The organism is Pseudomonas sp. GCM10022186, from assembly GCF_042656385.1.
Lineage (GTDB): Bacteria > Pseudomonadota > Gammaproteobacteria > Pseudomonadales > Pseudomonadaceae > Metapseudomonas.
Window position 1 is genome coordinate 53,970 of the sequence record NZ_JBHSOU010000076.1, and the last position, 22,854, is coordinate 76,823.

24 protein-coding genes and 1 pseudogene are annotated in these 22,854 nt (G+C 65.3%); 16 read left to right on the forward strand and 9 right to left on the reverse strand.

Going from position 1 to position 22,854, the window contains the following annotated elements; genetic code table 11:
* Positions 1 to 125: 125 nt before the first annotated feature.
* Positions 126 to 1,121: an AraC family transcriptional regulator gene (locus tag ACFPU0_RS28085; protein ID WP_377696575.1), complete on the reverse strand. Its 996-nt coding sequence runs from the start codon at positions 1,119 to 1,121 to the stop codon at positions 126 to 128.
* A gap of 435 nt (positions 1,122 to 1,556) precedes the next feature.
* Here ACFPU0_RS28085 and ACFPU0_RS28090 point away from each other — a divergent pair, with 435 nt between their 5' ends.
* From ACFPU0_RS28090 to ACFPU0_RS28140, 11 genes are all read left to right on the forward strand, one after another.
* Positions 1,557 to 3,314 carry a DUF1302 domain-containing protein gene (locus ACFPU0_RS28090; protein WP_377696576.1) on the forward strand — a complete coding sequence of 586 codons (1,758 nt, stop codon included), beginning with the start codon at positions 1,557 to 1,559 and terminating at the stop codon, positions 3,312 to 3,314.
* Positions 3,315 to 3,380: 66 nt separating this feature from the next.
* The gene (locus ACFPU0_RS28095) at positions 3,381 to 5,741 is read left to right on the forward strand and encodes an efflux RND transporter permease subunit (RefSeq protein WP_377696577.1); all 2,361 of its coding nucleotides are present in this window, start codon (positions 3,381 to 3,383) and stop codon (positions 5,739 to 5,741) included.
* Positions 5,742 to 5,756: 15 nt separating this feature from the next.
* On the forward strand, positions 5,757 to 6,701 hold the full coding sequence (locus ACFPU0_RS28100) for a WD40/YVTN/BNR-like repeat-containing protein (RefSeq protein ID WP_377696578.1): 945 nt from the start codon (positions 5,757 to 5,759) through the stop codon (positions 6,699 to 6,701).
* Between the two features lie 116 nt (positions 6,702 to 6,817).
* Positions 6,818 to 8,038 (forward strand): amine dehydrogenase large subunit, encoded by a 1,221-nt coding sequence (locus ACFPU0_RS28105; protein WP_377696579.1) that lies wholly within the window; start codon positions 6,818 to 6,820, stop codon positions 8,036 to 8,038.
* A complete protein-coding gene (locus ACFPU0_RS28110; RefSeq protein WP_377696580.1) occupies positions 8,032 to 8,598 on the forward strand; it encodes a MauE/DoxX family redox-associated membrane protein in 567 nt (188 codons plus the stop codon). Before ACFPU0_RS28105 ends, ACFPU0_RS28110 begins: the two co-directional genes overlap by 7 nt.
* Complete coding sequence (locus ACFPU0_RS28115; RefSeq protein WP_377696581.1) at positions 8,595 to 9,224, forward strand: redoxin domain-containing protein; 630 nt, start codon at positions 8,595 to 8,597, stop codon at positions 9,222 to 9,224. Before ACFPU0_RS28110 ends, ACFPU0_RS28115 begins: the two co-directional genes overlap by 4 nt.
* A gap of 8 nt (positions 9,225 to 9,232) precedes the next feature.
* Positions 9,233 to 9,751, forward strand: coding sequence for a methylamine dehydrogenase light chain (locus ACFPU0_RS28120; protein ID WP_377696656.1), 519 nt, complete (start codon positions 9,233 to 9,235; stop codon positions 9,749 to 9,751).
* A gap of 3 nt (positions 9,752 to 9,754) precedes the next feature.
* Positions 9,755 to 10,204, forward strand: coding sequence for a c-type cytochrome (locus ACFPU0_RS28125; RefSeq protein ID WP_377696582.1), 450 nt, complete (start codon positions 9,755 to 9,757; stop codon positions 10,202 to 10,204).
* Positions 10,205 to 10,208: 4 nt separating this feature from the next.
* A complete protein-coding gene (locus ACFPU0_RS28130) occupies positions 10,209 to 10,850 on the forward strand; it encodes a c-type cytochrome (protein WP_377696583.1) in 642 nt (213 codons plus the stop codon).
* A 66-nt stretch (positions 10,851 to 10,916) separates the two neighbouring features.
* Complete coding sequence (locus ACFPU0_RS28135; protein ID WP_377696584.1) at positions 10,917 to 11,624, forward strand: NAD(P)H-dependent oxidoreductase; 708 nt, start codon at positions 10,917 to 10,919, stop codon at positions 11,622 to 11,624.
* The gene (locus tag ACFPU0_RS28140; RefSeq protein WP_377696585.1) at positions 11,625 to 12,209 is read left to right on the forward strand and encodes a hypothetical protein; all 585 of its coding nucleotides are present in this window, start codon (positions 11,625 to 11,627) and stop codon (positions 12,207 to 12,209) included.
* Between the two features lie 191 nt (positions 12,210 to 12,400).
* Here the strand turns inward: ACFPU0_RS28140 and ACFPU0_RS28145 are convergent, their stop codons facing one another.
* Complete coding sequence (locus ACFPU0_RS28145; RefSeq protein ID WP_377696586.1) at positions 12,401 to 12,841, reverse strand: carboxymuconolactone decarboxylase family protein; 441 nt, start codon at positions 12,839 to 12,841, stop codon at positions 12,401 to 12,403.
* A 116-nt stretch (positions 12,842 to 12,957) separates the two neighbouring features.
* Here ACFPU0_RS28145 and ACFPU0_RS28150 point away from each other — a divergent pair, with 116 nt between their 5' ends.
* Entirely contained in the window at positions 12,958 to 13,878 is a 921-nt protein-coding gene (locus ACFPU0_RS28150) for a LysR substrate-binding domain-containing protein (protein WP_377696587.1), read from the forward strand.
* Positions 13,879 to 14,028: 150 nt separating this feature from the next.
* Here ACFPU0_RS28150 and ACFPU0_RS28155 read toward each other — a convergent pair whose 3' ends face one another.
* Positions 14,029 to 15,264, reverse strand: coding sequence for an NADH:flavin oxidoreductase/NADH oxidase family protein (locus ACFPU0_RS28155; RefSeq protein WP_377696588.1), 1,236 nt, complete (start codon positions 15,262 to 15,264; stop codon positions 14,029 to 14,031).
* A 639-nt stretch (positions 15,265 to 15,903) separates the two neighbouring features.
* Between ACFPU0_RS28155 and ACFPU0_RS28160 the strand changes: the two genes are divergently transcribed.
* On the forward strand, positions 15,904 to 16,395 hold the full coding sequence (locus tag ACFPU0_RS28160) for a GNAT family N-acetyltransferase (RefSeq protein ID WP_377696589.1): 492 nt from the start codon (positions 15,904 to 15,906) through the stop codon (positions 16,393 to 16,395).
* A gap of 23 nt (positions 16,396 to 16,418) precedes the next feature.
* On the opposite strand, the gene ACFPU0_RS28165 is transcribed toward ACFPU0_RS28160, so the two are convergent.
* From ACFPU0_RS28165 to ACFPU0_RS28190, 6 genes are all read right to left on the reverse strand, one after another.
* A complete protein-coding gene (locus ACFPU0_RS28165; RefSeq protein ID WP_377696590.1) occupies positions 16,419 to 16,811 on the reverse strand; it encodes a GFA family protein in 393 nt (130 codons plus the stop codon).
* A 279-nt stretch (positions 16,812 to 17,090) separates the two neighbouring features.
* The gene (locus ACFPU0_RS28170) at positions 17,091 to 17,318 is read right to left on the reverse strand and encodes a YMGG-like glycine zipper-containing protein (protein WP_377696591.1); all 228 of its coding nucleotides are present in this window, start codon (positions 17,316 to 17,318) and stop codon (positions 17,091 to 17,093) included.
* A gap of 11 nt (positions 17,319 to 17,329) precedes the next feature.
* A complete protein-coding gene (locus ACFPU0_RS28175) occupies positions 17,330 to 17,695 on the reverse strand; it encodes a hypothetical protein (RefSeq protein WP_377696592.1) in 366 nt (121 codons plus the stop codon).
* A 491-nt stretch (positions 17,696 to 18,186) separates the two neighbouring features.
* Complete coding sequence (locus tag ACFPU0_RS28180) at positions 18,187 to 18,675, reverse strand: GlcG/HbpS family heme-binding protein (RefSeq protein ID WP_377696593.1); 489 nt, start codon at positions 18,673 to 18,675, stop codon at positions 18,187 to 18,189.
* Positions 18,676 to 18,773: 98 nt separating this feature from the next.
* Positions 18,774 to 19,400, reverse strand: a complete 627-nt coding sequence (locus ACFPU0_RS28185; RefSeq protein WP_377696594.1) for a response regulator transcription factor — start codon at positions 19,398 to 19,400, stop codon at positions 18,774 to 18,776.
* Complete coding sequence (locus tag ACFPU0_RS28190) at positions 19,397 to 20,845, reverse strand: sensor histidine kinase (protein ID WP_377696595.1); 1,449 nt, start codon at positions 20,843 to 20,845, stop codon at positions 19,397 to 19,399. Before ACFPU0_RS28190 ends, ACFPU0_RS28185 begins: the two co-directional genes overlap by 4 nt.
* Before the next feature lie 300 nt (positions 20,846 to 21,145).
* Between ACFPU0_RS28190 and ACFPU0_RS28195 the strand changes: the two genes are divergently transcribed.
* The 3 genes and pseudogenes from ACFPU0_RS28195 to ACFPU0_RS28205 all read left to right on the forward strand — a co-directional run bounded on the left by ACFPU0_RS28195 (position 21,146) and on the right by ACFPU0_RS28205 (position 22,775).
* Complete coding sequence (locus tag ACFPU0_RS28195) at positions 21,146 to 21,451, forward strand: hypothetical protein (protein WP_377696596.1); 306 nt, start codon at positions 21,146 to 21,148, stop codon at positions 21,449 to 21,451.
* 32 nt (positions 21,452 to 21,483) lie between these two features.
* Positions 21,484 to 21,644 (forward strand): annotated as a pseudogene (locus ACFPU0_RS28200) (metal resistance protein); the annotation flags it as partial.
* A 6-nt stretch (positions 21,645 to 21,650) separates the two neighbouring features.
* Entirely contained in the window at positions 21,651 to 22,775 is a 1,125-nt protein-coding gene (locus ACFPU0_RS28205) for a nickel/cobalt efflux protein RcnA (protein WP_377696597.1), read from the forward strand.
* Positions 22,776 to 22,854: the final 79 nt, after the last annotated feature.

Consider the following 22,854-nt stretch of genomic DNA (forward strand, 5'->3'; position numbering starts at 1 on the left):
GTAATGGGCCGCTCAAGCGGTGAATTGGCAGAGGGTGCCAGAACTTTCAGCAGTTCGCGCCAAGCTGGCGCCGCTGCAGGGGCCGCGCTCGTCAGGGCGTGGAGCAGGCGCGTGGCTGGGAAGTTTCAGGAGAGGGGGCGGTTGGCGGCGCGATACTGTTGCGGCGATTGCCCGGTCCAGCGCCGGAAGGCCCGGGTAAAGGAGCCCGACTCGGAATAGCCCACCAGCAAGGAAATCTCCGTCATGGAGTATTCCGAATCCTTCATGTAGGCGAGTGCCAACTCTCGGCGTACATCCTCCACCAGCGACGAAAACTCGATCCCTTGATCCTTGAGGCGACGCTGCAATGTCCGCCGGCTGACGCCGAGCTGTTCGCAGATGTCGACCAGGGAGGGCACGCCGCTGCTCATGTCCGCTGCGATCAGGCGGGTGATCTGCAGCAGAAGCTCGTCCGGTATGTAGCGTTCATGGCGTTCCTTTTCGAGGTAGGGCTCCAGTGCCTTGTACAGGCGCTCATTGCCATGCGACACCGGCAGGTCCAGCGTCTCGATGGGCAGGTAAAGGCGATTCGTGGGCTGATTGAAGTAGAGCGGACACTGGAAGATGTGCTTGTGCTCCGACAGGTCGGCCGGGCGGTCATGCTCGAAGTCGATGCGAGACAGCCTTATCGGGCTGTTGGTGATCAGGTTGAGCTGTCGGAAGGCGGACGCAATGGCGAATTCGGAGTCCTGCCGCCGATGAATGACGGTCGGGTCGGTCACCTGGTAGTCGACGTAGACGTAGCGGGAGTCCGTCTCGTAGGTGAATGTCGACTCCTGGGCGAAGACCACGATGAACTGGTGAAGCGTCTTCAGGACCTTTTCGACACTGGTTGCGCAGTGCAGGGCATGTCCGAGCGCGCCGAAATCATCCGCTTCGGTCTGGTTGCCGAGCACGAGCCCGATATTGGGGTTCGTCTTGCCGGCGGCCTCCCAGAGCGCCACGTACTGCTCACCGGGAATCTCCACGTCCGCTCTTTCGAGTATCCGGGTGTCCAGTCCGACCGCGTCCAGATGTGGCGCGAAGACTTCACTGAATCGACGAAAGAAGTTCTCGGAGAGGACCGTACGCACTGATCTCATGTGTTCCACAGCCTGTCTGTTTGTGTCGCCGCCGATCCCTCGTTGCCAGGCATGGGTAGCCGGCGCGGATCATCCACTGCCCGTCGCCGAAGGGCAATGAGTCGTGGTGGTGCCGGTGCCCCTTTCTGACCCTCCGTGAAACCCATGGCGCCAGATGCCAAACGGGCTGGCGCGAGCGGGCAATCCTTGGCGCCGGCCTTCCAATAGTTTTGTGCCCAAGGCGAGCCTGAAGATTCTGGCCAGCTCGCCCACCCGAACAAGAACAAGATTAGCGGGGCCGGTTCCATGACCGCAACGACACCCAGTACCGACTCCATGCCGGTATTCACGCAGCACGTCCCTTCCATGCCTCGGGCCTCGCCCTCTCGCTGACCCTTCGTGTCCGCGGAGTGCCGCGTTCCTGAAAGACCACAAGAAAAACCTCAGGAGAAACCGATGAGATTCTTCCCGCGTTCCTTGCTGGGCGGCGCACTGTGCGCGCTGTTCGGTGCCACCGGCCTGCAGGCCGCAACCTCGGTCGACGCCACCCGTCTGGAGTCCCCGGACTGCCACCTGCTGGGCGGCGACAACGGCGGCTGCAACACCGGCACCCGCAACGAGCTCGGCCGCTTCTACAACCTCAGCCGGGGCAATGGCTACGCCAACGCCGATATCAATTACAGCAACGCCGACGACGGCAACCTGAACTACCACAAGCACGACGTCTTTTCCCATGTGATCAAGGGCACCCATGAGCTGAGCCTGAAGTTCGGTGACGGCTGGAGCGCCCTGGGCCGGGTCGCCTGGGCGAAAGACTTCAAGATGGATGACACGCGCCGCACCGAGCTGGACGACCAGGCCGAGCGCGATGCCACGGAGCGCTTCGACCTGCTCGACCTGTGGGTGGCGAAGGCCTTCGACCTCGGCGACATGCCGGCCAAGGTCAAGGTCGGCAACCAGGTGATCAGCTGGGGCGAGGAGATCTTCGTCCCCGGCGGCATCAACCAGATCAACGCCCTCAGCCTGCCCAAGTACCACACCCCCGGCACCCAGCTGAAGGAGGTGTTCATCCCGGCGCCCATGGCGTCCTTCAGCCTGGGCCTGACCGATACCCTGAGCCTGGAGGGTTACTACCAGTTCAAATGGAACGCCTATGGCCTGGACCCGGTGGGCACCTACTTCTCCACGGCGGATGTGGTGGGGGAGGGGCGGCGCTCCATCTATTACCCCAGCGGCTATGTGGACGGCATCCTCGGCGCGGGCACCTGCGCCGCCGCCACGCCCACCGGGCATTGCGGCGATCCGCTGGTGAGCGGCCTCGACGACGCCACCCTGGTGGCCGCCGGGCTGGCCATTCCCTATGGCGGTGAACGGGCGGCAAAGAACAGCGGCCAGTACGGCCTGGCCTTGCGCTGGACCGCTGAATCCATCGAGACCGAGTTCGGCTTCTACTACCAGCGCTACCACGACAAGCTGCCCTTCGTCGGCTACACCGCGCTGTCCAACCCGGACAACCTGGTGGTGGACAACTTCTTCATCAATTACGGCGAGGACAAGGACCTGTTCGGCCTGTCGATGAACACCATGGTGGGGCCGGTGGCCGTGGCCGGCGAGCTGTCCTACCGGCCCGACGACAGCGTCGGCATCGACCCCACCGTACCCTTCGGCCAGGCCTTCACCGGCAGTTTCAACAAGTTCAGCGTGTTCGACACCGGCGTGCACAAGGGCTTCGTCGAAGAGAAGAAGTGGCAGGCCGACGTCAACGCCATCTACAGCTTCTCCGCCAACGACCCGCTGGGCTTCATCCCGAGCGCCCTGGGCGCGTCCGACGGCTTCCTCCTGGCCGAGGCGGTGGTCGCCCACTACCCGGACCTGGATACCTCGGGTGAGACGCCGTACTTCCTGCCGGACTACTCGCTGCCGGACAAGACCAGCTGGGGCTATGTGGCCGAGATCGGCATCAACTACCCGGACCTGTTCGGCACCGGCATTACCGTCACGCCGCAGCTGGACTTCAGCCACGACGTCAACGGCACCACGCCCAACGCCATGCCCTTCGTCGAGGGGCGCAAGTCGCTCACCACCTCGCTGCTGTTCAACTACCGCGACCGCTGGAAGGGCAACCTGCAGTGGGTGCAGTACTGGGGTGGCGGTGACAACAACCTGATGGCCGACCGCGACTTCCTCGCCGGCAGCCTTTCCTACTCGTTCTGACCTTCAGTGACCGCAGGTGGCGGGCCAGGCCCGCCACCCGTGGCTTGCGTTGAATCGAGGCATTCCATGTTGGCTTCACTCGTGTGGGCGCTCGAGCGCTTCTTCTTCCGCCATCGCCTGGCGACCCTGGGCGTGCTGGCCGCCGTCACCCTGGTCATGGGGCTGTTCGCCCTGCGCCTGGAAATGTCGGCCGGCTTCGACAAGCAGCTGCCGCAGCAGCACGCCTTCATCAAGACCTTCAACCAGTACCGCGACGTGCTGTTCGGCGCCAACCGGATCATCGTGGTGCTGCACGCCAGACACGGCAACATCTGGAACAAGGCGGCGCTGACGCGCCTGCATGACCTGACCCAGGCGCTGTTCTTCATGCCGGGGATCGACCGCCGCAGCGTCACCTCGCTGTGGACCCCGAACACCCGCGCGGTGCAGATCACCGAGGAGGGCATGAAGGCCGAGGACGTGGTGGGTGGCGATGTCACCGTCGGCACCCTCGACGACAAGGCCATCGCCGGCATTCGCGAACGCACGCTCGTCGGTGGCTTCGTCGGCAGCCTGGTGGCCAACGACCATTCCGGCGCCATGGTGGTGGCCGAACTGGCGGACCCGGACCCGCAGACCGGCCAGCGCCTGAACTACCTGGAATTCAGCCAGCGCCTCGAAGATGAGTTGCGCGCCAAGTACTCCGACGCCGACTACGAGGTGCAGATCATCGGCTTCGCCAAGCAGATGGGGGATATCGGCGCGGGCGCCAGGAGCGTGGTCGGTTTCTTCTTCCTGGCCTTCCTGCTCACCGCGCTGGCGGTCTACTGGTACACGCGCTCCTGGGTGCTGACCTTCCTGCCGCTGTTCTGCTCGCTGGTGTCGGTGGTCTGGCAGTTCGGCACCCTGACCCTGCTGGGTTACGGGCTGGACCCGCTGGCGATCCTGGTGCCCTTCCTGGTGTTCGCCATCGGCGTGTCCCACGGGGTGCAGCAGGTCAACTTCATCTCCCGCGAAGTCTGCGCCGGTGCCGGTGGCATGACCGCCGCCCGGCGCAGCTTCGGTGGCCTGCTGATTCCCGGCACCCTGGCGCTGATCACCGCCTTCGTCGGTTTCGCCACCCTGGCCCTGGTGCCCATCCCGATGATCCGCGAGCTGGCCATCACCGCCTCGGTGGGCGTGGCCTACAAGATCGTCACCAACCTGATCATGCTGCCGCTGCTGGCCAGCTACTTCCGCTTCGACGCCGCCTACGTGGCCCGCGTGGAGCGCCTGCGCAGCTGGCGTGATAGCGCCATGGTCCGCCTTGGCCGCGTCGCCGCGCCGCGCAATGCCGCCATCGGCAGCCTGTTGTGCCTGGGGCTGATGGTGCTGGCCGTCTGGCAGAGCCAGGGCCGCCATGTCGGGCACGTACTGCCCGGCGCGCCGGAGCTGCGTGCGGACTCACGCTACAACCAGGACGTGGAAAGCGTGGTCAGCCACTTCGCCCTGGGCCTGGACCTGTTCACCGTGGCGGTGGAAACCCCCGAAGGCGGCTGCTACCGCCACGACGTGATGACCTACGTGGACCGCCTGACCTGGTACCTGGGCAACGTGCCTGGCGTGCTCTCGGCGCAGTCGCTGCCGGCCCTGACCAAGCTGTCGGCCTCCGGCGTCAACGAGGGCAGCCCGAAGTGGGTGGCGCTGCCGATGGACGAGCTGTCCCTCGGCGAGGCGGTGCGTCAGGTGCCCGAGGCGCTGCGCCTGTACAACGAGGACTGCACGCTGCTGCCGATCAACCTCTACCTGGCCGACCACAAGGCCAGCACGCTGAAAGAGGTGGTGCGGGCGGTGCAGCGCTATCGCGCCGAGCATTCCCTGGACGGGGTGACGGTGCGCCTGGCCAGCGGTAATGCCGGGGTGCAGGCGGCCACCAACGAAGTGGTGGAGACCTCCGAGTTGCCGATGATGCTCTACGTCTACCTGACCATCGTGCTGCTGGTGTTCCTGGTCTACCGCGACTGGCGGGCGATGATCGCCTGTTGCCTGCCGCTGACCCTGGCCACCTTCCTCGGCTACTGGTTCATGAAGGCGCTGGACATCGGCCTGACCGTGGCGACCTTGCCGGTGATGGTGCTCGCGGTGGGCATCGGCGTCGACTACGCGTTCTACATCTATAACCGCCTGCAGCTGCATCTCGCCGAAGGCCAGGACATCGTCAGCGCCTTCCAGCAGGGCCTGCGGGAAGTGGGCGTGGCGACGGTGTTCACCGCGCTGACGCTGTCGGTGGGGGTGGCCACCTGGTCCTTCTCGGCACTGAAATTCCAGGCCGATATGGGCCTGCTGCTCACCTTCATGTTCATGGTCAACATGATCATGGCCATCACCCTGCTGCCGGCCATCGCCGTGATGCTGGACACCCTGATTCCACGACGGGGGCCGGTCCGTGCGCCCCTGCTCGCGCACTGACGAGGAGGACTGTCGATGTCCGCGATTCATTCCCTGCGCCTGCTGCTGGCGGCGCTGATCCTGGCCTGCGGTGGCAGCCCGCACGCCGAAGAGGGCGCCGGTCCGGCCATGCCCCTGGCCGCGCCCCAGCACGCCCCGCTGGTGGCGGTTGCCCGTGCCGGCGAGCGCTTGGCGGCGGTGGGCGACCACGGCGTGGTGGTGCTCTCCGACGATGGCCAGAACTGGCGGCAAGCCAAGGCCGTGCCGGTGGACGGCCTGCTCACTGCCGTCAGCTTCGCCGATGCCCAGCACGGCTGGGCCGTCGGTCACGGTGGCCTGTTGCTGCGCAGCGAGGACGGCGGCGAGACCTGGACCCGCCAAGCGGACCTGGAAGGCCAGCCTGTGCTGCTGTCGGTCTGGTTCGAGAATGCCCGCCACGGCATCGTCACCGGTGCCTATGGCTATGCCGCACAAACCCACGATGGCGGGAACAGCTGGCAGCGCCTCAGCATCGGCGCCGAGGGCGACGACTACCACCTCAACCAGGTCTTTCCCGGGCCGAAGGGCAGCCTGTTCATCGCCGCCGAAATGGGCAATGCCTACCGCTCGCGAGATGGCGGCTCGACCTGGGAAGCCCTGGGCACCGGGGCCAGCGGCTCGCTGTGGACGGGGCTCGGGTTGCGCGATGGCCGCGTGCTGCTGGCCGGCATGAGCGGCCGCGTGCTGCTGAGCGACGACCAGGGAGACAGCTGGCGCGCGCTGGACAGCGGCAGCCACGAGGCGATTACCGCCCTGGCCGAGTTGCCCGACGGGCGCGTGGCGCTGGTGGGCAATGGCGGGCTGGTGGGCGTTTCGGATCGGGGGGCAGGGCGCTTCACCGCCACGGTTCGTGAAGACCGCCTGAACCTGGCGGCGCTGGCGCCCCAGGCCAGCGGCGGCCTGCTGCTGTTCGGGCCCTCGGGCGTGCTGTCGCCGCCCTGACGCCAGATGACAAACAGGATGACGCGGCCAGCCAAGCCTGCGCCGTTGCGCCATCCCTAGACTGCAGGCTCGGCGCTGCTTGCCGGGCCCTCAATCCAAGCCATCGGAACGACCCTATGCTGAAGCCTTCATTGCGAAACCTGCTGTGCGGCATGTCGCTGGCCGCCCTGGCACTTCCCGCTGCGGCCACCTTTCAACCGGAGCAGGCCCATGTGGAAGTGCTGGGCGACCACAAGGGCCAGGACTGGTTCTGGATCTGGGGCAGCAACGCTCCCAACATGGTGGACGGTCGCGCCTACCTGTTCGCCGACGACGGCCGCAACCTCGGTCAGTTGAACACCGGCATCTGGTCCAACGGCCTGGTCTTCTCCCGTGCGCGCGATGAGCTCTACGCCACCGAGATCTATTTCAGCCGAGGCGTGCGTGGCACCCGCTCGGACGTGGTGACGGTCTACGACGCCCGCACCCTGAGTCCCAAGCACGAGATCAGCATTCCCGCGAAGCGCATGACGGCGCTGATCTCCACCGGACTCAGCGTCCTCTCGGATGACGAGCGCTTCCTGCTGGTGCTCAACTTCACCCCGGCCCAGTCCATTTCCATTGTCGACCTGGAGTCCCGGCGCTTCGTCGGAGAAGTCGCTACGCCGGGCTGCGGATCCATCTACCCGGCCGGCCCACGCGACTTCTACGCCATCTGCGGTAATGGCGGCTTCTTCCACCTCGGCCTCGACGATGCTGGGCAGGTCCGCGTGCAGTCCCGCACTGCGCCGGCCTTCGACCCGCTGAAAGACCTGATCCTCACCACCGGCGTACGCCATGGCGATACCTGGTACTTCGTCTCCCAGCAGAACCACGCCTACGGTATCCGCATGACGCCCGAAGGCATCGAGACCTCGCGGAAGTGGTCACTGGTCAGCGACGAAGAGCGCGCCGATGGCTGGGGCGTGGCCGGCAACCATGGCACCGCGCTGCACGAACGCAGCGGGCGCCTGTTCGTGCTGATGCACCAGGACAAGCCGGAGAACTATCAGAAGCCGGGCACCGAGGTCTGGGTGTACGACATCGCCACGCAACGGCGTTTGGCGCGTGTCGAGCTGAAGGAGCAGAGCACCGCCATTGGTGTCAGCCAGGGTGAGCATCCGCGCCTGTACAGCCTCGACTGGCTGGTGCCCATGCCCACGTTGTTCACCGCCGGGATCTACCTGACCGAGGGCGAGGCGGGCCTGGGACCGCTGCTGCGCCAGGGTATCAACCTCTACGACGCCGACAGCGGCGAGCATCTGCGCAGCATCGGCGATATCCCCCTGGGCTTCATGAACATGGTGGCGCCATGGTGATCGCGGCCTTTCTCCAGGATCCCCTGGTCCATTTCGCCAGCGCCGGCGGCCTGGCGTTGCTGCTGGGCTCCGCTGGCTTGCACAAGGTTCGTGACGGCCAGGGCTTCGCCCGTGTGCTGCAGGGCTACGGTGCGGCATTCGGCGGCCAACTGACGCTGTTCACGGGACTGCTCAAGGTGTTGGTGCCAGCGCTGGAACTGCTGGCTGCCGCGAGCGTCCTGGCAAGTGTCTGGCAGCCCCTGGCGGCTCTGCCTGCCGCATTGCTGCTGGCGTTCTATGCCGGTGTGCTCGCACTGGCGGCGCGGCGTGGAGCCGCTATCGAGGACTGCGGTTGCCACTGGGGTGGTCGACCCCAGGCACCCAGTGCCGCCCTGGCGCTGCGCAACCTGGTGCTGCTGCTGCCCGCACTGATCCTGCTGTTGCCGACGCAGGACCGCCCCCTGGTGTGGTTCGACGTCATCAGCCTGGCCGGCGCCCTGTGCGGTGGCTTGGCCCTCTATCTGCTGGCGAACCTGCTGGTCGCCAATCGTACCTCCCTGCACGAGTTGAACGAGCCATGACATACGCACTGATGATCTCCAGCATCTTCTCCTGGCTGACCACCCTGGGCCTGACCATCGCGGTCTGGGCCCTGGCACGCCAGATCGGCCTACTGCACGAGCGCATCCGCCCCGTGGGGGCATTGTCCCTGGGCAAGTCCATCAAGGCGGGGGAGATGGCGCCGCGCTTCACCTTGCCCAGCCTCACTGGGGGCTCGGTCAACCTCGGCGGGGCCAGCGAGCGGGGCCAGTTGACCCTGCTGTTCTTCCTCTCCGAGACCTGCCCGGTGTGCAAGACCCTGTTGCCGGTGCTGCGTTCGGTGCGTGGCCAGGAAGGCTCCCGGCTGCGCATCGTGCTGGCCAGCGACGGTGAGGCCGCTGCCCATGAAGCCTTCATCGCCGCTCAGCGTCTGGAGGCGTTTCCCTACCTGCTGTCCCGCGAGGTGGGCCTGGCCTACCAGATCAGCAAGTTGCCCTACGCCGTGCTGATCGACGCGGCCGGCACCGTGGTTACCCATGGTCTGGTCAACACCCGTGAGCACCTGGAAAGCCTGTTCGAGGCCCAGGCCCTGGGCGTGTCCTCGATCCAGGCCTGGCAGGCCTCGCGACAGGCAGCCGAACATTCCCTTTACCAGCAGGTGCACTGAGCATGGCGATCCGATGGTTTGACGAAGCCACCGAACTTTTCACCCGTCGTACGGCGCGGGGCACCTCTCGCCGGGGCTTTCTCGGCGGATTGGGCACGCTGTTGATCGGTGCCAGCGCGGCAACGCTGCTGCCGGTGTATCGCAGCAATGCCTTCGCCCAATCCGGCAGCGGCCTGGTGGAGGAGGGCGACCCCAACAGCTGCGACTACTGGCGCTACTGCGCCATCGACGGCTTCCTCTGCGGCTGCTGCGGTGGCTCGCCCAACAGTTGCCCGCCCGGCACCGTGCGCTCTGACATCACCTGGATCGGCACCTGCCGCAACCCGGCGGACGGCAAGGACTACGTGATCTCCTACAACGACTGTTGCGGCAAGGGCAATTGCGGACGCTGCGTGTGCCAGCGCGACGAGGGCGACTCGCCGCTGTACCGGCCGCAGAGCTCCAATGACCTCAACTGGTGCTCGGGCAGCCACGCTGACATGCCTTACCACTGCTCGCTGTCGGTAGTGATCGGAGTGAAGGAGTAGGCCATGGCGCTCCGTGTGCTTGCCGTCCCGGCGCTCGCTGTATCGCTCGTGCTGGGGGCACCCGTTGTGGCGGCCACCGAGCCGCGCCAGTTCGACTACATGCTCAACTGCCAGGGCTGCCACCTGCCGGATGGCAGCGGCAACCCGGCACGACAGGTGCCGGCCTTCCCGGGGCAACTGGGGAAGTTCCTCAGCGTACCCGGCGGCCGCGAGTACCTGGTGCAGGTGCCGGGCTCGGCGCTGTCGGGGCTCTCCGACGAGGCACTGGCGGGCGTTCTCAACTGGATGCTGGAGACCTTCGATGCATCCGAGTTACCGGCCGGCTTCACACCCTACACCGGCGCCGAATTACATGCGTGGCGCCAGTCGCCCCCAGCGGATGTCGAGCGTGTCCGCCGAGAACTGCTGGAGCGCATTGCCCGGCAAGAAGAACAACAGCGCAAGGGAAACTGACCACATGAAGTACCGCATCTGCACCGGCGCACTCCTGCTCGCCGCTAGCCTGCATGTTCAGGCCGAGCCGGCTCCGGCCGCCGCCCAGCTGCAAACCTGTGCCGCCTGCCATGGCGATCGCGGCCAGGGCAACCCGGCCCTTGGCGCACCGCGGCTGGCCGGCCAGCAGGCCGACTACCTTCTCCAGCAATTGCAGGGCTTCAAGGAAGGTCGTCGAGGCTACGACACGCGCGACAGCTATGGCACCCAGATGCGAGCAGTGGTGGCCAGCCTCGATGAGGCCGAGTTCGCGCCTCTGGCCCGTCACTTTGCCGGGCAGGACCTTGGCCCCGGCAGTGGGCCGACCGTGGCCGATGCCAGCGGCAAGTCCGCCTACCAGGGCACTTGCGCTGCCTGTCACGGCCCCGATGGCGGCGGTTATGCGCTGCTGAAAACGCCGAACCTGCACATCCTCGACGCCGCCTACCTGGAGCGCCAGCTCAGCCATTACGCCCAGGGCGTGCGAGGTGCCGACGCCCATGCCGACCAGCACGGTATCTGGATGCGCGGCATTTCCCTGCAACTGGCCGGAGCGGCCGAGCGCAAGGCCATAGTCGACTACATCGGCACTCTGGCGGCGGCGCCAACGCCTCCTGCCGGGCATTGATCCCAGCGGGCCGATGTCAGCTCCCGCAGCCTCCTACTCAATCATTAATCGCTGTCTGGAAAGACCATGAATGTCCTGATCGTACATGCCCACCATGAACCTCGATCCTTCAATGCCGCCATGAAGAACCTGGCGTTCGACCTGCTGCGTGAGCAGGGTCATGAAGTTGTGGTTTCGGATCTCTACGCCCAATCCTTCAACCCGGTTGCAACAGCAGAGGACTTCGGAACGCGGGCCGATGCGACGTACCTCGTCTACGCACTCGAGCAGCGCCATAACCACGGCAACGGAACCCTGGCTGCGGACATCCAGGTGGAACTGGATCGGGTCAGATGGGCGGACCTGATCATCTTCAACTTCCCGATTTACTGGTTCGGGATGCCGGCGATCATGAAGGGCTGGATCGACCGCGTCTTCGTCTCCGGCTACTGCTATGGCGGCAAGCGCATCTACGACCGCGGCGGCCTCAAGGGCAAGAAGGCGATGCTCTGCATCTCGCTGGGCGGACAGCGTCACATGTTCGGTCCGGAGGCGGTGCATGGCGAGCTGGCCACGCTGTTGCAGCCCATCCAGCGCGGCATGCTGGCCTATGTCGGCCTTGAGGTGCTGCCGCCTTTCGTGGCCTATCACGTTCCCTACATCAGCGATGCCGAACGACGCGACTACCTCGAACAGTACCGCCAGCACCTGCTGAGCCTTCACCAGCTTCCGACGCTGGAGTTCCCGTCGCTGGAAGATTTCGATGACAGCCTCAGGCCCAGGAATGCCCAGTGATTGGCCCAGCGGTTCAATTCGCCGGCCAGCGCGCCGTGCATCGTATTTCCAAGTGAGGTGTCGATCGAAATGGCGTCCAAAGTCTTCATCAAGGGGTTCCGTCACGAACTGGCCAACCGTGCCTTCGCTTTCCTGGCCATCGGGCGGATGGCCGAGCGGTTTGCGGGAAACGAGCACGGATTGTTCTGGAAGTCCTACCTGGACCTGGAGGTGTTCAATCGTCCTCGCTACGCACTCGCCGCCAGACGATGGGGGCAGGGTACCGCCCCCGGGATGTCAACCAGGCTGAAGGCCTTGGCCGTTTCCTCGTTGCCAGCAAGGCTGCATGGACCGTTGCTGAGGTTCATCTACCGCGAAACCCTGAAGTACCTCGAATGGCTGAAGAAGCTGCGGCAACAAGGGCCGGCGAATGCCAGGCGCTTCCTTGAGTACATGGTTGAGCAGGAGGAAGTGCAGCTTGAAATGATGCGACTGGCATTGACGGGCCGCTATGCCGAGATTGCGCGCTGCGCCGACGACTTCTTCCTCAAGTACGACGGCTCAGTGCGATTCTTCGATGACGGCGAGGCGGGCAAACCTTGTTGATGCGGCGGTCTGACCGCCGGCTGCGTTGAGTGCGAAAGCTCAGCCTCCTCTTTTGAAACAAAGGATCTTGGTGACCATACGGAGCCGGTCTGGCTGTGATGGGCAAAGAAGGTTGCCTCTCACTGATTCAGTGAGAGGTGGCCTTGTGCTGGGGGGAGGCAGTGCAGTCGGCAGAACCTGTAGCGGCCTGCTCACTCCGGCTGCATCGCAAAGCCGACACCAAAGCGATTCCAGGCATTGATTGCGGCGATGACGAAGGTCAGTTCGGCCAGTTCCTGGTCGTTGAACACGGCCGCCACTTGCTCGTAGATCTCATCCGGCGCATGGGTGGCTGCAACCAGGGTCAGTGTCTCGGTCCATAGCAGGGCGGCGCGTTCGCGCTCGTCGAAGAAGGGCGTTTCCTTCCAGGCGCTCACGGCCATCAGGCGTCGGAGGCTTTCGCCTTCCTTGGTCGCATCGGCGGTGTGCAGGTCGATGCAGTACGCACAGCCATTGATCTGCGACGCGCGGATTCGTACCAGTTCGCGCAGGGATCGCGGGAGCACCGATTCGGACGCGGCTTTTTCGAGGCCAAGCATGGCCTTCATCGCTTGAGGGGCGGCCTGGTAATAGTTGAGGCGCTTCGAACTCATTTTTCATTCTCCAGATGGCCGGGGTAGGGGAGGCGGCCTTGGAGTCACTTTATTGGGCGAGAAGCTGCGGATAAACTGGGCAAAATCGTTTTCATTGTGCGGATATACGGACAATCATGGCCTTCGATCGGCTGGAAGCAATGCGCGCGTTCTGCCGCATTGTCGAAGTGGGAAGCTTCACCCGGGCAGCGGAGGCCCTGAATGTGGCGAAAACGACGATCTCCGGCCAGATCCAGGGGCTTGAGTCGCTGCTGGGCGTGAAACTGCTGCACAGGACCACCAGAAGCGTCACGCCCACCACCGATGGCGCGGCCTACTACGAACGCGCGCGTGCGGTACTGGATGATCTCGACGAGCTGGAAGCCTCGGTAGCGCAAAGTCGCAGCGTGGCGCGGGGGCGGGTGAGGGTGGAGATGCCTTCGGCAGTCGGGATGTGTCTCATCATTCCATCGCTTCCCGGCTTCACGACGCTGCATCCACAGATCCAGCTGGACATCGGTTGCAGCGAGCGGGTGGTCGATCTCGTGCAGGAAGGGATCGACTGCGCGCTCCGGGGAGGGACGGTCGCGGACCAGAACCTGGTGTGTCGTCCAGTGGGCCAGATGCGTTTCTGCCTCTGCGCTTCACCCGCCTACCTGATGAACGCCACCCCCATGCTCAGGCCCGACGATCTGCTGCTGCACCGGTATCTCGGATTCACCTTTCCCGGTTCAGGCAAACCCCTGATCCCCGTGCTCCGGCGTGGTGAAGAATGCTTCACGGTCGACCAGATGCCGGCGATGCGCTTCAACCATGGCGGCGCCTACCTGGCGGCCGGGCTGGCGGGACTTGGCATCGTTTCCGTGCCTCTCGCCGAAGCCAGCCCGTACTTTCAGGCCGGGGCGCTGGTGGAGGTGTTGCCTGGCTGGACGCTGGGCAGCATGCCGATCAGCCTTGTGTATCCCTACGCACGGCACTTGTCGGCCAGGGTCCGGGTCTTCGCCGAGTGGGCGGCTGCACTGATGGCCAGCGACCCGCTCTGGCGGTTGGAGTCCTGAGTTCCTCCGGGTCGCCTGACCTTGTCTTGGCTGAACCCGGGGCATCGATGCGCTTCGGTGTCCAGGCACGACCGGAACAGGGATGATCAGCGCAAGGGCCGCTGGCGGGGATCGTCTGGATCCGTCCCCCTTTCCTGGCCACCAGAAGCATCAGACAGCCCGGCTGCTCATCAACCGCCGATACTGCCGTGCGCGGCGAAGGGTACTCCACTGCTCCTGCAGCAATGCCCGCAGTGGCGAGGCGTTCGGCTCCGGCTGCTCGCCGCTCGCCAAACGGCGCATCTGGAACTTCACCAGGGACATGTAGGCCAGCGCGGCGAGGGCCTTGCGTTTCCAGCGGATCGGCGGCAGCTCGGCGCTGACCTGGACCTGGCCGGCTTGCCAGAGGCCCGGCAGTGCCGGATTGACCGCCAGTGCGGTCGCGATGCCGGCCACGGCCACGCCACCGGACAGCACCTTTTCCACCACTGCCAGGCGGCGGATACCGCCGGTGACCATCACCGGCATGTGCGCGACGGTGGCGATCTCCTCGGCGAATTCGAGGAAGTAGGCTTCGCGTGCCAAGGTACGGCCATCACGAGCGTCGCCCTGCATGGCCGGTGCCTCGTAGCTGCCACCGGAGAGTTCCACCAGGTCCACTGCAAGTTCGTTGAGCCAGAGCACCACCTGGCGCGCGTCGCTCGGCTCGAAACCGCCGCGCTGGAAGTCTGCCGAGTTCAGCTTCACCGCCACGCAGAAGCCCGGCGACACCTGGGCGCGCACCGCCTTCACCACCTCCAGCAGCAGGCGCGCGCGGTTCTCGATGGAGCCGCCCCAGCGGTCCTCGCGGCGGTTGCTGAGCGGCGAGAGGAACTGGCTCAGCAGGTAACCGTGGGCGGCATGCACCTGCACTCCGCTGAAGCCGGCCTGTTCGGCCAACACCGCGGTGCGGGCGAAGCGCTGGATCAGCGCGGCGATCTCCATCTCGTCCAGCGCCTTGGGCAGCGGGAACAGCTTCGACAGTCCGCCCATGTCCAGTGCCACTGCGGAGGGGGCCACGGTGGGCTGGCCGAGGTTGGCCTGCATCTGCCGGCCGGGGTGATTGATCTGCATCCAGAAGTGCGCCCCGTGCGCTCGGCCGATTCGCGCCCATTCGCGGAATCGCTGCAACTGTTGCCCTTCCTCCAGCACCACACCGCCGGGGCCGGTCATGGCGCGGGCGTCCACCATCACGTTGCCGGTCAGCAACAGCCCGGCGCCACCCTCAGCCCAGGCCCGGTAGAGGCGTAGCAGCTGGTCCGATGGAGTCTGGTCCTGGTTGGCGAGATTCTCCTCCATCGCCGCCTTGGCGATGCGGTTGGGAATGACGGCGCCATTGGGCAACTGCAGGGGCTGGAAGGGCGACATGGGGCTCTCCGGAGGGTTGGCGCCGTGCGTCGGCTTGCGGATCAGCGGACGACGGCGGGGCTGTGTTGCGGCAGAGCCTAAGGTTGAAGTCAGCTTTAAGGTCAATAGGGACGCGCGATTGAATGCCGATCGGCGGATTCGCCCGATATCCCCTTTTCCGGAAACGGGAAAGCACCGCGCCAACCGCCGCTACGGACTGCTCCCTTTCCCTTCAGGGAGAGGGGGGGTGAGGGCAAGCGGCGGCGGCTTTTGGCCGCCTATAAGGGGGCGAATCTTCCCCCGTGCACAAGGCCGCCCCCTTTCGCCTGGCCTGGACCCTAGGGTGCGCTGCGCGCACCGATTCCGGGATCGGCTTCGGCACCACGTCGAACCGCCGGTGCGCACGGCGCACCCTACCGCATCGGCTTCATCCTGCCAGCCCGGACATTCGAATCGTCACGGGCAGCGCCGCTGACTCATGACCACGTCCTCAGGACGTGGTTTCCCAAGTTCAAATGAATTCGCTCCCACAGTCCTTCAAGCTGATGCTCGTATTCCGGGCTTGAGAGCGGGCGCTGTATGGCGTATTTGCTTTCGATCTGCACCTGTCATTCACCGTCCCACCGCCCTAGCATCGACCACTCCGTCCAGGTCCATGCGATGAAAGAGATTCTCGGTGAAATCGACTTTTCAGGCTTGAAGGCGCGTCGGCTGGAGCTGAATGACCTTCAGATGATTTGTGTGCATCGCGAAACCATGTTCCTCGAGGCGGGAGGCGTTCCATCGGAGTTGCGGGTGATGACCGAGCACTTCCGGCCCTGGCTGCACCAGCGCCTGCTCGATGGCCGTTACTACGGGTTTGCGCTGATGGACGATGGACAGCCTGTGGCGGCGATAGGTCTCATGAATATCGACTGGCCTCCTCATCCGTCCCATCCGAACCTGGACGAGCGCGGCTATGTACTGAATGTTTTCGTCGAACCTGCCTATCGGCGTCGGGGCCTGGCTTCGGCGCTGATGAAGCTGGCGGAAGCCGAGTTTGCACAGCGCGGATTGAGCTTTGCGGTGCTGCACGCGACTCAGGCCGGCAAGCCGGTGTATGAAGAACTGGGCTGGGCCGCCACCACTGAAATGGCCAAGACGATCGGCTGACTCGAAGGGCCGGCTCAGCTGACCTACTCCTCAAAGCGACCCGTGGCGTCACGGTCGCGCTCGTATCGTCTGGTGAGCGGAAACGGCGGCAACCAGGACTCGCGACGGATGATCCAGCTTTCGTAGGTTGGCATCAGTTGGTCAGGAGCATCCAGGGACCCCAGGTGCACTTCGACTTCGTCCGCGGTGCGCGCGAAAACGGACGAGCCGCAGCGGGGACAGAAAAACCGCCCGGCGTAGTCGCCTGTTTCGCCATGGATCGTCACCGCATCCTGCGGGAACACCGCGGATGCGTTGAACAGGGCCCCATGATGCTTGCGGCAGTCGAGACAGTGACAAAGGCCGACCCGGTATGGGCGTCCCGACGCCACGATTCGGACGTTGCCGCAAAGGCAACCGCCGGTGAATCGCTCCATGCTGCGCCTCCTCTGAAATCAAGCGGTCGGAATGTCTACGACTAACCCCGTCGGGCGTCCATGAAAGCGGCCTCTCGCCATAGGATGGCTGAAGCCTGAGATACGCATCGATTGGCTGCGCAGGTGTCGCTTTGCTCGCGGAACGCCGCCCGGCTCATCCTGCGAACTGGCGCATTACGCTCGCCGCGGTCGCCCGGGCCCGGTCACGTGGCCGCGGACGCCGATGGTGGCGTGCAACCGAACGGGCCTGCCGATGATCCATGCCACAGGGTGGCCCGCCTACTTCTGCTGCTTGCTGCCTTTGATATTGCCGGCAACCCCACCGGCGACGGCGCCGATAGCCGCGCCGGTCCATCCACTGCCGCCAGCGATCGCGGCAATGCCGGCGCCGGCAGCGGCACCGATGGCCGCGCCGCTCATCGTCCCCTGCTGCTGAGGGGTCATCGAGGTGCAGCCGATCACGCCCGCTGCAGTGAAGACCGCAGCAAACAACAGAAACCGCTTCATGATCACCTCCGCTACTTGTTCTCCTGCAGACCGGGCACGACCATCTCGAACCAGATGGTCTCGATGACGGGCCGTTTCACGCGGTCGGGATTGGCGGTGTACCACTGGTTGAGCCTTTCGCGCACGGTGTCGAGCGTGTGGCCCTTCAAGCCCCTGCCGAAACGCGGAATCAGGCTCTGCTCATCGGACAGCGGCTTCGAGCCATGGTAGGCCGCCTCCACCTGATAGGCGTTGGCGATGCCGATGAGATAGGCCTTCTTGAGCTGCTCCGACGACTGCATCCATTGCTCGCCGGTGACCATCGGCACCTCCTCGGCGCGGGTAATGCCCGATGCCGTCGCCAGGGACACGCACGCCGCCAATACCAGCGTGCCCATTCGCAATGTTCTCATCGTCTTCCCTCCTCGCTAGGCTGAACCCGAACGCCGTGGCGCGGCCTGCGCCGGCGGCCCTGGGTCGCTGCGCCGGGTCGCGCTTCGAATCGGTCGAACACGCCGGTGCTTTCGCGGAATCTCGCCGGGCCCGGATGTCAATGCTCTGGCAAGAGCGATGCGTAGGACCTCCACACCATTACCTGGCTCAGTTTAGTCGTATCGATAACGCTCGTTGCGGGTTCCCGCAGTCGCACTCGGGACAGGAAAAGGTGACAGATTCATTTGAACTTGGGAAACCACGTCCTGAGGACGTGGTCATGAGTCAGCGGCTCTGCCTGTGACGATTCGAATGAGGTCCTGTCCGAACGAGCCGCGAACGAGCGGTAGGGCGATCGTCCGCTCTCTCCGGTAGCGAGGATCAGGACCACCACAGCCTGCCGGAATCGTTGGACAGGCTGTGGAGTTCGTCTGAACAGCGAAAGTGCAGCAATCGCTTACTTGAACAGTGCCGCATTGGCCGCCAGGACTTCGTCTGCGCACTGCGCATCCAGGTGGCCGCCCGGGGCGCCAGCCACGCCGACTGCACCGATGACCGCATCGCCGGCCTTGACCGGCACACCGCCGCCCAGCAGCAGGAAGGCCGGAATATCGGTCAGGTTGGCGGCGCCCGGATTCTTCTGGGCGTTTTCCATGATGGCCAGGGTCGGGGCCTTGGCGGAGGCGGCGGTGAACGCCTTGGCGCGGCTGGCTTCGATGGTGTGCGGGCCGGCGTTGTCAGCGCGTGCGAAAGCCTTCAGCAGGCCCGCGCGGTCTACCACCGCGGCGCTCACGTTATAGCCTTTGGCCTGGCAGGCGGCGACAGTGGCGGCGGCCAGCTTCTGGGCGTCGGCGGTCGAGATATTGCTTTCCTTCAGCACGGCGGCATTGGCGGCGCCCGCGAAGGTCAGGGTGCAGAGCAGTGCGGCAAGGGAAAAACGCGACATGGTCAGGTCCTTTTCGTTGATCGAATCGAGGAGTGACCAGTGTCTCCAGAACGCACCCGGCGCGGTATGCGCCCGACTACGCGCCGGCCTCCGTAGCGCTACGGAGACGGCGAGTCGAGCAGGGTGGCGTACTGGCGGATGAGCTGCGCCAGCGAGTCGGCTTCGAGCTTGGCGAAGACGTTGGCACGGTAGGTTTCCACGGTGCGCGGCGACAGATCGAACTCGCGCGCGATTTCCTTGTTGCTCATGCCCTGGACGATGCGCACCAGCACATCACGCTCACGTCCGGACAGGCGTGCCAGCCGTTCGACGGCCGCCTGGGTCACCGCCTGGCGCTCGCGGCTGGCGACATGGCTGCGCACGGCAGCCTGCACCGCATCCAGGAAGACGTCATCGTCCACCGGCTTTTGCAGGAACTCCATGGCGCCGCCCTTGAAGGCGCGACGGCACAGGTCGACGTTGGCATGGCCGGTCAGCATGACGACAGGCAGGTCGGAAACCTCCGCCAGCTTCGCCAGCACGTCCAGCCCGCTGATCCCCGGCATGCGGATATCCAGCACGACGCAACCGATGGACTGCGGCGCCAGCGAGGCGAGGAAGGCCTGGGGATCGCCAAAGCCTTCGCTGCGCAGCCCGACGCTGCGCAACAACAGCGCCAGCCCGTCGCGCACGGCATCGTCGTCGTCGACCAGGTACACCAGTGGGGATTGTGCGGGGAGGCTCATGCATCGGCTCCGGCGAGGGGCAGGCGCAGCGTGAAGCAGGCGCCCATGGGGTCGAGGTTGCGCACTGCGATGCGACCGTCCATGGCACCGGCAAGGGTTTCGCACAGGGCCAGGCCCAGCCCCATGCCTTGCGGCCGCGTGGTGTAGAAGGGCTCGAACAGTCGTGGCAGCGCCTCGGCGGGTATGCCTGGGCCGCTATCGCTGACGCTGAACTCATATTCCGTGCCTTCGACACCGCCGGTCAGGATGATACTCCGGCTGCCCGGCGCCTCGGCCAGCGCATCGGCGGCGTTCTGCACCAGGTTGTGCAGGATCTGTTCGAGCGCCACCCGGTCACCCAGCGGGCGGGCACCTGGCGTGGCGTTGCGCCAGGTCAGGCGAATGCCACGGCGTGCCAGCTCGTCCTCGCGCAGGAACAGCAGCGAAGCCGCCAGCGCATCGGGGTCCACCACCGTGCGCGGCGAGGGTGAGCTGGGCTTCACCAGCTCGCGCATGCGGCTGATGATGTCGGCCGCGCGGCGTGCCTGGCCGGCGCTGGCGAGCAGGGCCTGGCGCACCGCGGGGCGTTCTTCCTCGTCATCCAGCAGGCGTTCGGCGGCACGTACCTGGGCGAGGATGGCGGTCAGCGGCTGGTTCAACTCATGGGCCAGGCCCGCGGCCATTTCGCCCAGGGTGCTGAGGCGCGCCATCGCGGCCAGGCGGACCTCCTCCTGCTGCCGCCTGGCGTCGGCGCGCGACCGCTGCCAGGCAGCGGTGCCGGCCACCAGCAGGCAGCTGGCGGCCGCCCAGGCCAGCCATTCCACCCAGGGCCAGTCGGCGGGCGTCAGGGTGCGCCAACTGTGCAGGGGAAAGGGTTGGCTGACCGCGCCCAGGGGTTTATGCAGGTCGATTGTCAAACCTGGCGAACTGACGGCGGACTGGCGCGCCAGCAGCGTGAGCGGGCCCGTCCCCACATCCAGCGTCAGCATGGCCAGCGAGGGCGGGAAGTCGGCAGCGGGTATGAGTTGCCGGGCGTCCAGTAACAGGCTCCAGCCCGATGGGGCCACCAGCCAGTAGCGGGCCTCGTCCAACGGCAGCGTGACCGGCCGTCCCAGTTGCCGGGCCTGCTCGACCCTGGCCTCCAGGCCGGGCGCGGCGGCAGTGCTGCCCGCCCAGCCGTCGTTGCGCAGGTAGCCCAGTCCCAGCAACTGCGGCATGGATGGCTGCAGGCTGGGAAGGAGACGTTCGGGAATGGGCGGATGCGACAGCGCGGCCAGGGTGGCCAGCACCGCTTCGTGCTGCACGGTCTTCTGGCTGAGCATGCGCTGCGCGATGCTGGTGTCCTGGAAGAAACGCTCGTAGCGGTCGGCATGGTCCTGCCAGCCGATCCAGGCCGCAACGGGGCAGAACAGGACCAGCCAGAGCAGGAAAGTGCGGGAAATCGTCAGCGGCTTCACGGTCGACATCATGCCTTGCAGGCGCCGATTCCAGCCATCCGTAGGGCTACGGAGGCAGGAAGCGTGCAGCCGCCAGGCCGGGCGAGCGGCGTGCCAATGCATTGGCCCAGATGTGAGGTGTCGATCGCTTGCATCCGTTCAACCTGATTCCGGGCTGCGGGACGGCGCCGCCCGCGTCGTTGGTGACATGCCAGTCGAAGTGGCCTGGTCATCGATTGCCTCATCGCGCCATGCTGTGAGGTATGCGGAGCTGATCTACCATCTCCTTTGCGGTCGACAATCTCACCGAAACCCCTGGAGGTCTCGCGCATGACTGATCGTTACTCCTGGACCCGTGAGATCGCAGAAGACCGGGCCGCCGCCGGAGCTGCCCTGATCCCGGTCGAACTGCGGGAAATGATCGATGGCCTGGATACCGGCGCGGTCAAGCCTTTCTACGCCGCCGTGGCCAATCTTGCCTACTCGGCTGCCGATCAGTGTGAAGAGTATGACGGCTATTGCATTGGCCTGATCGACGCCGCCTACCAGCGAGGTGAGTTGGGAATCGTGGAGCGGGATGAACTGCGGGGTTTCATCATTTCCCTGTGCGCGGGGGTTCGCGAAGGCAAGGGGTGAAAAGGGGACGGTGAAGGTGCACCGGCGCGTGGATATCGCCCAAACTGCACGCGGTGGAGAGGGCCGTCTGCCAGGCCAGGCGCACCTTGTCCAGGACCCTGTCGGCCATTGCCTGGAACACACCGTGGCTGTACTCACCAACGGTGAACGCGCTCCACTGGAAGAATTCAAACAGATCACCAAGTACCTCTGACCAGCCATGTCCAGCTTTTCCGAACTGTTGCAGCAGGGCACGACCCATGCCTGGCTCTATTTCCCCAGTGCCATCCTCCTGGGGGCTTTGCACGGCCTGGAGCCTGGCCATTCGAAGACGATGATGGCGGCCTTCATCGTGGCGATCCGTGGCACGGTGAAGCAGGCAATCCTGCTGGGCCTGGCCGCGACCGTTTCGCATACCGCCGTGGTCTGGCTGGTCGCGCTTGGCGGCATGTACCTGGGCCAGAACCTGAACGCCGAGACTACCGAGCCCTATTTCCAACTGGTTTCTGCGGTGATCATCGTGGCCATCGCGCTGTGGATGCTCTGGCGGACCTGGCGCGGCGAGCAGATGTGGCGCTTCGAGCAGGGCGACGACCATCACCAGGATGATCATCATGACGAAAGCCGACGCATCGACACTGGCCATGGGCGCGTCGAGCTGTCGATTTTCACGGAAGGGGTGTCGCCACGCTGGCGGTTGAGCGTGCTCAGTGGCCACACCTGGGTGGCGGGCGAGGTGACCTTGCAGACCACTCGTGCGGACGGCCGCATGCGGCGTTTTACCTTCGCCGATCGGGGCGGCTGGCTGGAGTCCGTGGACGAGATACCGGAGCCGCATGATTTCAACGTGCGGCTGAGCCTGGATCATGGCAATCATTGCCACGACTACGACCTGGACTTCCGCGAACGTGGGCACGACCACAACCACGCCGGGATGGAGGGGCTGGAGCTATCGCTGGAGGGCTACCAGGATGCCCACGAACGGGCTCACGCCCACGATATCCGCAAGCGCTTCGCCAATCGGGACGTGACGACTGGGCAGATCATTCTGTTTGGCCTGACGGGAGGGCTGATCCCCTGTCCGGCGGCCATCACCGTGCTGCTGCTCTGCCTGCAAGTGAAGGAAGTCGCCCTCGGCGCCGTGCTGGTGCTGTGTTTCAGCATCGGCCTGGCGCTGACCCTGGTGAGCGTGGGCGTGGCGGCGGCCATCGGCGCACGACAGGCCTCCAACCGCTGGCCCTGGCTGGGCACTGTGGCGCGGCGCGCGCCCTATCTGTCCAGCCTGCTGATCATCGGTGTGGGCATCTATGTTGGCATCCATGGCTGGATGGGACTGAGTCGGTAGCCGTGTATGGATAGCGCTTTTCTATCCACCAGCGAGGCATTTGCAAGACACCGATGGTGGAAATCCCCAAAGGGATTTT